The sequence below is a fragment of the Aquaspirillum sp. LM1 genome (assembly GCF_002002905.1).
Taxonomy (GTDB): domain Bacteria; phylum Pseudomonadota; class Gammaproteobacteria; order Burkholderiales; family Aquaspirillaceae; genus Rivihabitans.
In genome coordinates, this window is record NZ_CP019509.1 from 1,515,640 (window position 1) to 1,529,463 (window position 13,824).

At 62.0% G+C, this 13,824-nt stretch carries 13 protein-coding genes; all 13 read left to right on the top strand.

Annotation, left to right across the window (positions count from 1 at the left end):
* The first annotated feature begins 129 nt into the window (after positions 1 to 129).
* Positions 130 to 2,802, top strand: coding sequence for a DNA gyrase subunit A (gene gyrA / locus BXU06_RS06510; protein WP_077297943.1), 2,673 nt, complete (start codon positions 130 to 132; stop codon positions 2,800 to 2,802).
* On the top strand, positions 2,799 to 3,257 hold the full coding sequence (locus tag BXU06_RS06515) for a PaaI family thioesterase (RefSeq protein ID WP_077297945.1): 459 nt from the start codon (positions 2,799 to 2,801) through the stop codon (positions 3,255 to 3,257). Before gyrA ends, BXU06_RS06515 begins: the two co-directional genes overlap by 4 nt.
* On the top strand, positions 3,254 to 3,691 hold the full coding sequence (locus BXU06_RS06520) for a PaaI family thioesterase (RefSeq protein WP_077297947.1): 438 nt from the start codon (positions 3,254 to 3,256) through the stop codon (positions 3,689 to 3,691). The genes BXU06_RS06515 and BXU06_RS06520 overlap by 4 nt, the downstream gene beginning before the upstream one ends.
* A gap of 85 nt (positions 3,692 to 3,776) precedes the next feature.
* Complete coding sequence (gene serC / locus BXU06_RS06525) at positions 3,777 to 4,862, top strand: 3-phosphoserine/phosphohydroxythreonine transaminase (RefSeq protein WP_077297949.1); 1,086 nt, start codon at positions 3,777 to 3,779, stop codon at positions 4,860 to 4,862.
* An 8-nt stretch (positions 4,863 to 4,870) separates the two neighbouring features.
* Positions 4,871 to 5,458 carry an O-methyltransferase gene (locus BXU06_RS06530; protein ID WP_077297951.1) on the top strand — a complete coding sequence of 196 codons (588 nt, stop codon included), beginning with the start codon at positions 4,871 to 4,873 and terminating at the stop codon, positions 5,456 to 5,458.
* 4 nt (positions 5,459 to 5,462) lie between these two features.
* Entirely contained in the window at positions 5,463 to 6,539 is a 1,077-nt protein-coding gene (gene pheA, locus BXU06_RS06535; RefSeq protein WP_077297953.1) for a prephenate dehydratase, read from the top strand.
* An 82-nt stretch (positions 6,540 to 6,621) separates the two neighbouring features.
* Positions 6,622 to 7,203: a TIGR00730 family Rossman fold protein gene (locus BXU06_RS06540; protein WP_077297955.1), complete on the top strand. Its 582-nt coding sequence runs from the start codon at positions 6,622 to 6,624 to the stop codon at positions 7,201 to 7,203.
* 178 nt (positions 7,204 to 7,381) lie between these two features.
* Positions 7,382 to 7,816, top strand: a complete 435-nt coding sequence (locus tag BXU06_RS06545; protein ID WP_077297957.1) for a hypothetical protein — start codon at positions 7,382 to 7,384, stop codon at positions 7,814 to 7,816.
* Positions 7,817 to 8,936: 1,120 nt separating this feature from the next.
* On the top strand, positions 8,937 to 9,620 hold the full coding sequence (gene elbB, locus BXU06_RS06550; RefSeq protein ID WP_077297959.1) for an isoprenoid biosynthesis glyoxalase ElbB: 684 nt from the start codon (positions 8,937 to 8,939) through the stop codon (positions 9,618 to 9,620).
* 118 nt (positions 9,621 to 9,738) lie between these two features.
* On the top strand, positions 9,739 to 10,743 hold the full coding sequence (aroF, locus tag BXU06_RS06555; protein ID WP_253189539.1) for a 3-deoxy-7-phosphoheptulonate synthase: 1,005 nt from the start codon (positions 9,739 to 9,741) through the stop codon (positions 10,741 to 10,743).
* Complete coding sequence (locus tag BXU06_RS06560; protein WP_150125131.1) at positions 10,736 to 11,305, top strand: hypothetical protein; 570 nt, start codon at positions 10,736 to 10,738, stop codon at positions 11,303 to 11,305. The genes aroF and BXU06_RS06560 overlap by 8 nt, the downstream gene beginning before the upstream one ends.
* A gap of 144 nt (positions 11,306 to 11,449) precedes the next feature.
* Complete coding sequence (locus tag BXU06_RS06565; protein WP_077297965.1) at positions 11,450 to 12,079, top strand: DUF2589 domain-containing protein; 630 nt, start codon at positions 11,450 to 11,452, stop codon at positions 12,077 to 12,079.
* A 60-nt stretch (positions 12,080 to 12,139) separates the two neighbouring features.
* Positions 12,140 to 12,847 carry a DUF2589 domain-containing protein gene (locus BXU06_RS06570; protein WP_077297967.1) on the top strand — a complete coding sequence of 236 codons (708 nt, stop codon included), beginning with the start codon at positions 12,140 to 12,142 and terminating at the stop codon, positions 12,845 to 12,847.
* The last annotated feature ends 977 nt before the right edge of the window (positions 12,848 to 13,824 follow it).

Sequence of the window (13,824 nt, forward strand, 5' to 3'; positions counted from 1 at the left end):
TGCTGAAAATCAAGCCAGCGTCATGACAGCCCGCCTGTGCTGTCCCCATACGGACAAGGATACCCGGACGGTCCGTCCGTGCTAGAATCAAGCCTATTTTGCTTAGACAGAGACGGCTTGACCTGATCCATGACAGAACATTTATTCGCCAAAGAAACCATCCCGGTCAGCCTCGAAGAAGAGATGCGTCGTTCCTACCTGGATTACGCGATGAGCGTGATTGTGGGACGTGCCTTGCCGGATGTGCGCGACGGCCTCAAGCCTGTGCACCGTCGCGTTCTGTTTGCCATGCACGAGCTGTCCAACGACTGGAACCGCCCGTATAAAAAATCCGCCCGTATTGTCGGCGACGTGATCGGTAAGTATCACCCGCATGGCGACACGGCGGTGTACGACACCATCGTGCGCATGGCGCAGGATTTCTCCCTGCGCTACCCGCTGGTGGATGGCCAGGGCAACTTCGGCTCGGTGGACGGCGACAACGCGGCGGCCATGCGTTACACCGAAATCCGCATGTCGCGCATTGCCCATGAGCTGCTGGCCGATATCGAAAAAGAAACCGTCGATTTTGGTCCCAACTACGACGGTTCCGAGCACGAACCGCTGATCCTGCCGGCCAAGCTGCCCAATCTGCTGATCAACGGCAGTTCGGGCATTGCCGTGGGCATGGCCACCAATATTCCGCCGCACAACCTCAACGAAGTGGTCGATGCCTGCCTGGCGCTGCTGGGCAATGGCGAACTGACCATCGACGAGCTGATCGACATCATCCCGGCTCCGGACTTCCCGACCGCCGGCATCATCTACGGCACCGCCGGGGTGAAGGAAGGCTATCGCACTGGCCGTGGCCGGGTGGTGATGCGCGCGCGCACCCATGTCGAGGACATCGGCAAGGGCGACCGTCAGGCGCTGATCGTCGATGAGCTGCCGTATCAGGTGAACAAAGCCCGTCTGCTCGAGCGCATTGGCGAGCTGGTGCGGGAAAAAACCCTGGAAGGCATCAGCGAAATCCGCGACGAGTCGGACAAGTCTGGCATGCGCGTGGTGATTGAGCTCAAGCGCGGCGAAGTGCCGGATGTGGTGCTGAACAATCTGTACAAGATGACCCAGCTGCAGGACAGCTTCGGCATCAATATGGTGGCGCTGGTTGATGGCCAGCCGCGCCTGCTCAATATCAAGCAGATTCTGGAAGAATTCCTGCGTCATCGCCGCGAAGTGGTGACCCGCCGCACCGTGTTCGAGCTGCGCAAGGCGCGCGAACGCGGCCATGTGCTGGAAGGCCTGGCGGTGGCCTTGTCCAATGTCGATCCGATCATCCTGCAGATCAAGGCCTCGCCCACCCCGGCAGACGCCAAGCGCGAGCTGATGTCGCAAGTGTGGGCCTCCGAGCTGGTTACCGACATGCTCAGCCGGGTGGACGTGGCCCAGGCGCGCCCGGATGGGCTGCTGCCGGAATACGGCCTGCACGGTGGCGAATACCGCCTGTCGGATGTGCAGGCCCAGGCGATTCTGGAACTGCGCCTGCAACGGTTGACCGGGCTGGAGCAGGACAAGATCGTGGGCGAATACCGCGATGTGATGGCCACCACCATGGACCTGCTGGACATTCTGGCCCGGCCAGAGCGGGTGTCGCAGATCATCACCGACGAGCTTAACCAGATCAAAACCCAGTTTGGCGACGCCCGCCGCTCGGAAATCTCGGTATTTGGCGGCGACATCAATATCGAAGACCTGATCACCCCGCAGGATATGGTGGTGACCATTTCCCACACCGGCTATATCAAGGCGCAGCCGATTGACGATTACCGCTCGCAACGGCGCGGCGGACGTGGCAAGCAGGCCACTGCCACCAAGGAAGACGATTTCATCGACACGCTGTTTGTCGCCAACACCCACGACTATCTGCTGAGCTTCTCCAGCCTGGGGCGGATGTACTGGATCAAGGTGTACGACCTGCCGCAAGGCAGCCGCAACAGCCGGGGCAAGCCGATGGTCAATGTGCTGCCGCTGGCCGAAGGCGAAAAAATCAATGCGCTGCTGCCGGTGAAGGAATTCCGCGACGACCAGTTTGTGTTCATGGCCACCGCCAATGGCACGGTAAAGAAAACCCCGCTGGTGGATTTCTCACGCCCGCGCAGCGCCGGCATCATCGCCGTGGGCCTGGACGAAGGCGACAATCTGATTGGCGTGGCGCTGACCCATGGCCAGGATCAGATCATGCTGTTCTCCGACGCCGGCAAGGCGGTGCGCTTTGACGAAACCGACGTGCGCCCGATGGGCCGCACCGCCACTGGCGTGCGCGGCATGCTGCTGGGCGAAGGCCAGCAGGTGATTTCGCTGCTGGTGACCAATTCGGAAGACCAGCAAGTGCTGACCGCCAGCGATGGCGGCTACGGCAAGCGCACCCGCACCGGCGAGTTCCGCCACACCAGCCGGGGCACCCAGGGCGTGATTGCCATGGACCTGACCGACAAGACCGGCCTGAAGCTGGTGGCTGCCAGCCTGGTGGAAGACCGTGACGACGTGATGCTGATCACCACCGGTGGCGTGCTGATTCGCACCAAGGTGTGCGAAGTGCGCGAAACCGGTCGGGCAGCACAAGGGGTGCGGCTGATCAATCTGGACGACGGCGAAAAGCTGGTGGGTTTTGAAAAAGTGGCCGAAAGCGACGACCCGGAAGCCGAAGACGGCGACCTGACCGGCGTGGATGCTGCGGCCAGCGAGGCAGACACTGCCGTTGCCGTGCCGGCCAGCGACAGCACCGCCGCCGACGATAGCCCTGCTGCGGATGCCCAGGCATGACCGAACTGCTGAATACCCTGCAGCGCTGGCTGATCACCCTGCCACACTGCGCCACCCTGGGCTTTGAATTTGTCGGGGTCAGCCACGGTAAGCCCACGCTGAAGGTCAACTACCGGCCCGATCTGGTGGGCAATGGCAGCAATGGCGTGGTGCACGGCGGGGTGATCACCTCGCTGGTGGACACCACCAGCGCCCTGTCGGTATTCAGCCACCTGGACAGCGCCGAGGCGATGGCCACGCTGGACCTGCGCATCGACTACCTGAAGGCAGCCACGCCGGGGCTGGCGATTTACTGCACCGCCGAGTGCTACAAGCTGACCCGGCAAATTGGCTTCACCCGTGCGGTGTGCCACCACGGCGACGCCTCCGACCCGATTGCCCACAGCGTGGCCACCTTCATGCGCGGCTCGTCCAATGCCATTTTGGGCGGCGACGCCACAGGAGCCCCGCTATGAGCGCGTTCATGCAATCGTTTCTGGCGTTGCGCGAGCGCAAGGACTATGCTGGCATCATCGAAACCATCCCCTACGCCAAGCTGCTCGGGGTGGAGTTTGAAGAAACCGGCGAAGACAGCCTGCTGTTCCGTCTGCCCTTCTACGAACACAATATCGGCAACACCCTGTTGCCGGCCTTGCATGGCGGGCTGATTGGCGGCTTTCTGGAAAACGCCGGGCTGATCCACCTGATGTGGGTGCGCGCCACGCTGGAGCCGCCCAAGGTGGTGGATATTTCCTTCGACTACCTGCGCTCGGGCAAACCAGAAACCCTGTACGCCCAGTGCCAGCTGACCAAGCAGGGCAAGCGGGTGGCAAACATGCTGATTGAATCGTGGCAGGGCGACCGCAGCAAGCCGGTGGCCGTGGCCCGCGCGCATTTTTTGTTGAGTTAAACCGCCCCTGCCATCGCCAGAGGCAAGGGGGAGCGGCCCGGTTTCCCGCCCCGATGCGGGCCGGCCCACCGAACAAGGACTGGTCATGACCCAAGTGTACAATTTCTCCGCCGGCCCGGCGGTGTTGCCGCGTGACGTGCTGTTGCAGGCCCAGCAGGAACTGCTGGACTGGCACGGCAGTGGCATGTCGGTGATGGAAATGAGCCACCGTGGCAAAGAGTTCATGTCCATCATTCACGATGCCGAAACTGACCTGCGTCAGCTGATGGGCATCCCGGCCAACTATAAAGTGCTGTTTCTGCAAGGCGGCGCACTGTCGCAGTTTTCCATGGTGCCGCTGAACCTGCTGGGCGACAAAACCCATATCGACGTGGTGAATACCGGTCACTGGTCCAAACTGGCCATCAAGGAAGCGCGCAAGTTTACCGAGGTGAATGTGGTGGCTTCCAGCGAAGACCGCCAGTTCAGCTATGTGCCCGATGTGGCCAGCTGGAAACGCTCGCCAGACGCCGCCTATCTGCATTATGTATCCAACGAAACCATCGGTGGCGTGCAGTTCCCGTTTGTGCCCGACAGCGGCGAGACACCGCTGGTGTGCGACATGTCGTCCGACATCCTGTCGCGTCCGGTGGACGTATCGCGTTTCGGGCTGATTTTTGCCGGTGCGCAAAAAAACATCGGCCCGTCCGGGCTCACCCTGGTGATTGTGCGCGACGACCTGCTGGGCAAGCTGCCGGCGCACATGCCCACCATGTTTGACTACCGGGTTCACGCCGACGCCGATTCGATGTACAACACGCCGCCCACCTACGCCATCTATATTGCCGGCCTGGTGTTCAAATGGCTGAAACAGCAAGGCGGCGTAGCGGGCATCCACAGCCGCAATGAAGAAAAAGCCGGCCTGCTCTACCACACCATCGACAACAGCCATGGCTTTTACCACTGCCCGGTAGACACCGCCAACCGCTCGCGGATGAATGTGCCGTTCCGTCTGGGCAGCGCCGAACTGGAAGCCAGCTTCCTGGCCGAAGCCGAGCAGCGCAACCTGCTGCAACTGAAAGGCCACCGTTCGGTTGGCGGCATGCGCGCGTCAATTTACAACGCCATGCCGCTGGAAGGGGTGAAAGCCCTGACCAGCTTCATGACCGACTTTGCCCGCCGCCACGGCTGAGACTCACCATGCTGACCCCGGCCCTGTTGCTCCAGCTTGATCGTCTGTCCAGTCACGGCCAGAAACACGACGCCGTGACGCTGACCCGCGCAGACAAACTGCTCAATATCACCCCGGATACCGGGCTGATGCTGTACCAGTGGGTGCGTTTTGGCCAGCCGGCGCATATTGTGGAAATTGGCACCTCCAATGGTTATTCCACCTTATGGCTGGCGGCAGCGGCACAGTGTTACGGCGGTCATGTCACCTCGCTGGACAATCTGCCCGCCAAAACCACCTCGGCGCAGCACAACCTCAGCGAAGCCGGCCTGCAGGACAGCGTCACCCTGGTTACCGCCGACGCCAGCGCCTGGCTGCGCCAGCAGGAGGCTGCCTCGGCCCAGTTGGTGTTTCTTGACGCTGACCGCAGCCGCTATGTGGGCGACTGGCCGGCGCTGGCCGACTTGCTGGCACCCGGCGGGCTGATGGTGGTGGATAACGCCGTGTCGCATGCCAGCGAGTGTGCGGATTTTTTTGCCCGGGTGCGCGCCACGCCGGGTTTTGTTTGTGAGCTGCTCCCGATCGGGAATGGCGAATTCATCATCCTCAAGGACTGACGTCATGTCCGACGACCTGCTCAAACACCACCGCGATGCCATCGACAGCATCGACGCCCATATTCTGGCACTGATCAACGAGCGGGCCAGCCACGCCCAGCGAATTGGCGAAATCAAGGGCGGCGGGGTGATCTACCGCCCGGAACGCGAAGCCCAGGTGCTGCGCCGGATCAAGGAAATCAACCCCGGCCCGCTGTCGGACGAATCCGCTGCCCGGCTGTTCCGTGAAATCATGTCGGCCTGTCTGTCGCTGGAAAAACCGCTGTCGATTGCCTTTCTTGGCCCGGCAGGCAGCTTTACCCAGGCAGCGGCCATCAAGCACTTTGGCCATGCTGCCAACACCGTAGCCTGCGCCTCGATTGACGAAGCATTCCGTTCGGTAGAATCACGCGCACTGGACTACGTAGTGGCACCGGTAGAAAACTCCACCGAAGGTGCCGTGGGCCGCACGCTCGACCTGATGGTGAACACTCCGCTGAAGATCTGTGGCGAAGTGGTGCTGCGCATCCATCACCACCTGCTGCGCAAAGACCCCAGCGCCGACAGCCCGCCGCCGCGCAAGGTGTATTCGCACGCGCAGTCGCTGGCGCAATGCCATGAATGGCTGAACAAAAACCTGCCCGACGTCGAACGGGTGTCGGTGGCCAGCAATGCCGAAGCCGCCCGGCTGGCCAGCGAAGACCCCAGCGTGGCTGCCATTGCCGGCGAAGCCGCCGCCGAACGCTACGGCCTGACCCGGCTGGCGATCAACATCGAAGATGAGCCGAACAACACCACCCGGTTTCTGGTGCTGGGCCATCAGGATTCCACCCCGTCGGGCCGCGATAAAACCTCGCTGGTGCTGTCGGCGCAAAACAAGCCGGGGGCCGTTCACCGCCTGCTGGCCCCACTGGCCAGCAATGGCGTGTCGATGACCAAGCTGGAATCGCGCCCATCGCGCACCGGCCTGTGGGAATACGTGTTCTTCATTGATATCGACGGCCATCAGAGTGAGCCCAAAATCCAGCTCGCGCTGGAAGCACTGCACGAACATGCCGCCTTTGTGAAGGTGCTGGGCTCCTACCCGGTGGCGGTGTTATAAGCGCAGCGCGGCAAATGCGCCGCGTGCTGGCCACGATTTTGCTTGGCCAAACAGTTTCATTTTTGAAGGAAAGTCGGACATCATGAAACGGCTCTGCGTCTTTTGCGGCTCCAACCGGGGTGCGCATCCCGAGTATGAACAAGCAGCGGTCAACCTGGGGCAAACCCTGGCTGCGCAAGGCATCGGGCTGGTTTACGGCGGTGGCAATGTTGGCCTGATGGGCGCGCTGGCCAATAGCGTGCTGGCCGCTGGCGGCGAAGCCATTGGCGTGATTCCGACATTCCTGCGCGACAAGGAGCTGGCGCACAGCCAGCTGACCCAGCTGCATGTGGTGGACTCCATGCACACCCGCAAGGCCATGATGGCCGATATGGCCGATGGTTTTATTGCCCTGCCCGGTGGCCTGGGTACCTTTGAAGAGCTGTTTGAAGTGGCCAGCTGGGCGCAGTTGGGCATGCACAACAAACCCATTGGTCTGCTCAATGTGGCCGATTTTTACACCCCGCTGCTGGCCCTGCTCGACACCGCCGCCCGCCAGGGCTTTATGCGCGAACAGCATGTTGGCCTGATGCTGGCCGACAGCGATGCCGATACCCTGCTGGCACGCATGCGTGCCTACCAGCCGGCCAGTGCGCATAAATGGCTGGATCGCACCGCCTGCTAAGGCCCGTGCATCACGCCTGGCCCGTGCGCCATCCTGGCCTGCCGGGCGGTGCGTGGGCCAGGCGCCAAAACCCCTGGCCATTCATGTGATTGCGCAATGGTCTGGCCTGCCTGTGCCCGCTCAGGTATCAGGTATATAGTGTCAGGATACCCCGAGCCTTTTGCCCAAGGAGTTCACCATGTCTGTTCAGCGTCTGGATCCTGCCGTGCTTGCCCGCGCCCTTGCTGGTGTGCCATTTTCATCTGGCACCAGCACGGACAACACCATCTTCGATCAAATGCTGCAAACCCAGCAAGCCCGAATCGACGCCGCGTCAGCCAATAAAACCGGCAATCAGACCAGCGCCCCCGACACCACACCGGCCAGCACCCGCCAGGTCTTTGAAGCGGCACTGTTTTCCGGGTCCAGCGCCAACACGCTGGACCTGGGTGTGCCTCGCCAGGACTTGCGCGCCAGTCTGGCACTGAATGCGTATTACCAGCCGCGCACCCTGAACGCCGAATCCATCAACCGCCATATCGACAGCCTGCTCAGCCCCACCTCAACAGCGTCTACGCCAGAATCGGTCAAGCAGGCCTTGCGCCAGTTTCAAGCCACCCTGAATGCCAGTTAGCGCAAAGCCGCCCCGCCACAGCACCTGCCAGTAGTCAGTCATCATGATATAAACGGATAATTGGTGCGGAGGCTCGACGTCAGCTTGCTCGCATGTACCCTTGCGTTTCAAGGTGATTTGGTGATTAAACCTCTTTCGGCATGAGTCTCACCTGACGTGTCATTCCCGCGCAGGCGGGAACCCAGACGGTGCCACATCGTACGCCGTGGGGGTTTCGCATTGTGGGGCGGTCGTGAGAGCTCGCACCTGCTGCGCGCTGTGGATGCCCCTGGATTCCCGCCTTCGCGGGGATGACGGGGTGGGGCGCGGCGGGTGATTCGCTGTGGCAAAGCAAGGCAAGGTTTTGTTTTAAAACAATAACATAGATATGCCTGACGTCAGCTCGCTCGCATGTACACTTGCGTTTCAAGGTGATTTGGTGATTAAACCTCTTTCGGCATGGGCCTCACCTGACGTGTCGTTCCCGCGCAGGCGGGAACCCAGGCCGCACCACATCGTGCGCCGTGGGCGTTGAGCGTTGAGCGTGGCGTGGCGGTCGTGAGAGCACGCACCTGCTGCACGCTGTGGATGCTCCTGGATTCCCGCCTTCGCGGGAATGACGGGGTGGAGTGCGGGGGGTGATTCGCTGTGGCAAAGCAAGGCAAGGTTTTTTTTTAAAACAATAACATAGATATGCCTGACGTCAGCTCGCTCGCATGTACACTTGCGTTTCAAGGTGATTTGGTGATTAAACCTCTTTCGGCATGCGCCTCACCTCACGTGTCGTTCCCGCGCAGGCGGGAACCCAGACGGTGCCACATCGTGCGCCGTGAGGGTTTAGCCTTGTGGGGTGGTCGTGAGAACTCACACCTGCTGTACGCTGTGGATACCCCTGGATTCCCGCCTTCGCGGGGATGACGGGGTGGGGCGCGACGGGTGATTCGCTGTGGCAAAGTAAGATTTTGTTTTAACAGAAATTCAAGAGATGCCTGACATAAGCTTGCTCGCATGTGCCTTTGTGTTTGAACGTGACTGACGACGAGTACGCCCGCTTGCCGCCACGGCACGCGGGCAGACGGTCGGTGTGTGGCGCGAGCTGGCGCTGATTGCCCATTTTTGCCTTATCTGTGGAGAAGCCCCGATGAAAACCTCCCTGCCTGTTGCCGTGGTCCTGTCCGGTTGCGGTGTTTACGATGGTTCGGAAATCACCGAAGCCGTTGGCCTGCTGATTGCCCTGTCGCAAGCCGGGCTGAGCTACCGCTGTTATGCCCCGGTGCGCGACCAATACCATGTGGTTGACCACTTCAAGGGCGCGCCCGCCGATGGCTCGCGCAATATTCTGGCGGAATCGGCCCGGATTGCCCGTGGTGCCATCCAGCCGCTGAGTGCATTCAAGGCCGCTGAACACAGCGCACTGGCCTTTCCGGGCGGCTTTGGCGCGGCGAAGAACCTCTGCACCTTTATCGAGCAGGGCGACAAGGCGCAGCTGTATGCCGACGTAAACTCGGCAGTAAGCGACGCACTCACCCGCAAACTGCCGCTGCTGGCACTGTGCGCCGCACCGCTGGTACTCGGCATTGCCGCCCGTGACGCTGGCCTGACTGGCGTGCGGCTCACCTTTGGCGACTGCGAAGGCCCAGCCATGAACGCCGCACTGACCGCCTGGGGGCAAACCCATGTGGTCACCCCGCTGCAGGAAGCCTGCGTGGACAGCGTTCACCGCATGATCAGCGCACCGGCGTATATGTACGGCGATGCCAGCCCGGCCGAGGTGTTTGCCAGCATCCAGGCCGCCGTGAAAGCGCTGGTGGACATGCTGGACTGAATCGTTGGCGCTTGTCCGCCTGGCTGGCACGGCCCGGTAGTCATCCTGACGCCGGGCCGTTATCCTTGTCGGTTCCGCCTTCTGTGCATTTTCCGGACCCATACCAATGATCATCGTCATGCAACACGCGGCCAGCGCCGCCGAGCTGGCGGCTGTGGTGGACAAAATCCGCCACGCCGGCCTGACTGAACATGTCTCCTGTGGCACCGAGCGCACCATTGTTGGCGCGGTGGGCGACGAGCGCCGGCTGACGCCGGACTTGTTTGAACGCATGCCTGGCGTGGAACGCGCCATCCATGTGGTCAAGCCTTACCGCATTGTGTCGCGGGAAAGCCACCCGGACAACACCGTGGTCAAGGTGCGCGGGATTCCGATTGGCGGCGAAACCATTCAGGTGATTGCCGGGCCATGTTCAGTGGAAACCCAGGCACAAATGCACGCATCAGCGGCGGCGGTCAGCGCCGCAGGCTGCCGGCTGATGCGCGGCGGCGCGTTCAAGCCGCGCACCAGCCCGTATGCCTTTCAGGGCCTGGGGGTGACCGGGCTGGCGTATTTGCAGGCCGCTGCACGCCCCCTGCAACTGCCGATTGTCACCGAGCTGATGGACGTGCGCATGCTCGACACCTTTCTGGAGTACGACGTGGACGTGATCCAGATTGGCGCGCGCAATATGCAAAACTTTGACCTGCTCAAGGAAGTGGGCCGGGTCAACAAGCCGGTGATTCTCAAGCGTGGCCTATCGGCCACCCTCAGCGAGTGGCTGATGGCAGCAGAATATATTGCAGCTGGCGGCAACCACAATATCATTTTTTGCGAACGCGGCATCCGCACCTTTGAAACCGCTTACCGCAATGTGCTGGACGTGACCGCCATTCCGGTGCTCAAGCGCGAAACCCATTTGCCCGTGCTGGTAGACCCCAGCCATGCTGGCGGCAAAGCCTGGCTGGTACCGGCACTGTCGCTGGCGGCCATTGCTGCCGGGGCTGATGGCTTGCTGGTGGAAACCCATCCCACCCCCAGCGAAGCCTGGTGCGACGCCGACCAGGCACTGACGCCCGAGGAACTGCTGGCGCTGATGGCCTCAGTGCGGGCGGTGGCCGAGGCGATTGGCCGCCGTGTGTAAACCGGGAACAGGGACGGCCCGCCCACCCTGCCGATGGCACCACGCCGGCCTGGGCAGCCTGCTGGGGCTGCTGCTTGGCCTCAGCCAGCCAGCCCAGGCCGCCCGCTACCTTGACCCGTCCCTGCGCTTTACCCTGGAGCTGCCGCCCGGCTGGCAGGTGCGTAGGCATCCACCCGGCGCGCCAGCAGAAAACGCCGTGCGCCTGCGCCCGCCAAAACGCACCGACCGCGACCGGGGCCTGGTGCGCATTGATGTCTGGTCACGCCCGGCGCTGTCTGGCGCGGGCTTGCAACGCTACCTGGCGGGCATTGGCCGCGAAGGCGACGCCATGCGCGTGCGGCGCAAGCCCACCGGGCCGGGTTTACCATACTGGGTAGAGTACCGGATAGGCGCTTACGCCAGCGATGGGCAATGGCAAGTGGAGCGCCGGCTGGAAGGCGTGTACCTCAGCCAGCGCCAGCTGTGGACCCTCCGCTGCGTGGCGGCGGAAAGCGAGTTTCGCCGTTACCGGCGCATGCTGGAAAGCGCCTGCCTGAGCTTTGCGCCACCGGGCGGGCGCTGACGCCAGGCACCTCAACCGGTTTTTTCGGCTTGTTCTGCCACAATCCCCCCGCCCTCCCTTCACACCCGGTACTCGGCAGCGTTTCCTGCCATGTAACGCTGGCTTGCGTTGCATTTCTTGGCTGATTTTAAAAAGGAAGCGCCCATGTCGCTCGACCCCTCGTTTATTGGCTCAGTGCTGAATGCCCTGCCGCTGGACCAGATGATCAGCACGCCCCTGCAGGCCATGATCAGCGCCCAGATCCAGGCGTCCAAAGCCTATGCCGACTTCTTGCTGTCGGTGTGCATCAAGAATGGCAAGGCGGAAACCATCCAGTTTGACTACGAAGAAACCCTGGTGGACAGCGAAGGCAACGCCAAGGGCGTGGTGCGCAAAACCATGCGCATTCCGCTGATGGCCACCGTGGTACACCCGGTGATTACCGTGGAAGAAGGCACCATCGACTTTGAAGTGACCATCTCGCAAAGCGAGATGACGCAAACCAACACCAGCGGCGAAGGCAGCGTCGAAGCCAAGCTGGGCTGGGGGCCATTCAGTGTGGCGGTGCATGGCAAGCTATCGCACAAGGCGGAACAAACCCGCAAGACCGACACCAGCGCCAAGTATTCCATTCACACCAAAGTGGCGCGCCAGCCGGCCCCGGAAGCGGTGCTGAAGGTGATTGATTTTCTCACCGAAGCCGCCACCAGGCCGGCGCTGCTGCCAGAAAACCAGGGCACGCTCACCCCGCTGCCCAGCCAGCCCACGCCAGGCCCCAGCGCCGCGCCAGCCTAACCGCTGACCCGCCATCCCGCATTTCCCGGACACCCCGCTTCCCTGTAGCAAGGACAGCCCATGTGGAATTTTCTGAAAAGACGACCGCCGGTTGCGGTCGCTGCTGACACCCCTGCGCCCATTCCCGAGCCCGTGGCCAGCGCCTCACCGCCGGCAGATGAGCCGCCGCCCACCCACCCGGACAGCAGCGGCGACGGCACCCCGCCGCCCAACCCACCACCCGAGCTGAACGACAACGCCGATGCACCGCTGTCGTTTAATGGCATATCGCTCAGCGACATCACCCGTGGCCTGCAACACGCTGCAGCAGCGGCCAATGTGGTGGTGGCACATCAGTACACCCAGCTGCTTGACCAGTTTTTTGACCAGCAGCCCGATGGCGTGCTGACGCCCAAACTGATGATGCTGGAAACCGCCAATGGCGGGCAGCTGCAGGTGCCGCTGGTGGCGCTGGTCACCCCGCGCGGCATGGCCATGGAAAAAATGCGCATCGAACTGGCGGTGCGCTCCGACCAGGTGCATCCAATCGACGAAAGCCACCCGTTTGACGGCAGCAGCCACCGGCGCGGGCGATTTGCCATTTCCATGGCACCACGCCGCGCCGAAGGCGAAGGCGACGAACGCGAGCGTTCGCTGATGGACATCACCATTGACTTTGTGGCGCTGGAGCCACCAGAAGGCCTGATGCGGCTGATTGACGAATACACCAACAGCATTGTGCCATTGCGGCCCGATACGGCCAGCCCGGCCACCGCGCCTGCCGCCTAGGGATACGCTGAAAAAATCGTCATTCCCGCGAAGGCGGGAATCCAGGGCTTTGATTTTGCTGGTTTTTGCTTTTTGCAAATACGGTTTTTCTGAATAAATCAGCGCGTCCCTAGTAGCCAGTCATCATGATATAAACCGACCATTGGCACAGATACCCAAGGTCAGCGCGCTTGCCTGCACGCGGGTATTTCAACGGGACGGCGACTCGACCGCTTTCGGCATCAATCTCAGCCGACTTGTCGTTCCCGCGCAGGCGGGAACCCAGACCGCGCCACCGCGTGCGCTGTGGGAAGCTTTAGCATGGCGGGGCGGTGGTGAGCGCTCACCCTGCTGCACGCTGTAGATGCCCCTGGATTCCCGCCTGCGCGGGAATGACGCGGTGGGGCGCGGCGGGTGGTTCGCTGTGGCTAGGTAAAGCTTTGTTTCAAAAGAAATTAAACCATAGCACCCATCGGGGGCCAGTCCTCTTCTGGCATCAATCTCAGCCGACTTGTCGTTCCCGCGCAGGCGGGAACCCAGACCGCGCCACCGCGTGCGCTGTGGGAAGCTTTAGCATGGCGGGGCGGTGGTGAGCGCTCACCCCGCTGCACGCTGTGGATGCCCCTGGATTCCCGCCTGCGCGGGAATGACGGGGTAGGGTGCGGCGGGTGGTTCGCTGTGGTTAAGTAAAGCTTTGTTTCAAAAGAAATTAAATCGAATCCCCTACCGGAGGCTAGCCCTCTTCTGGTATGAGTTTCACCCACTTGTCGTTCCCGCGCAGGCGGGAACCCAGACGGTGCCACAGCGTGCGCCGTGGGAAGCTTTAGCATGGCGGAGCGGTGGTGAGCGCACGCACCCGCTGCGCGTTGTGGACACCTTTGGATTCCCGCCTGCGCGGGAATGACGGGGTGGAGTGCGATGGGTGGTTCGCTGTGGCTAGATAAAGCTTTGTTTCAAAATAAATTAAACCGGAACACCCATCGGCGGCCAGTCCTCTT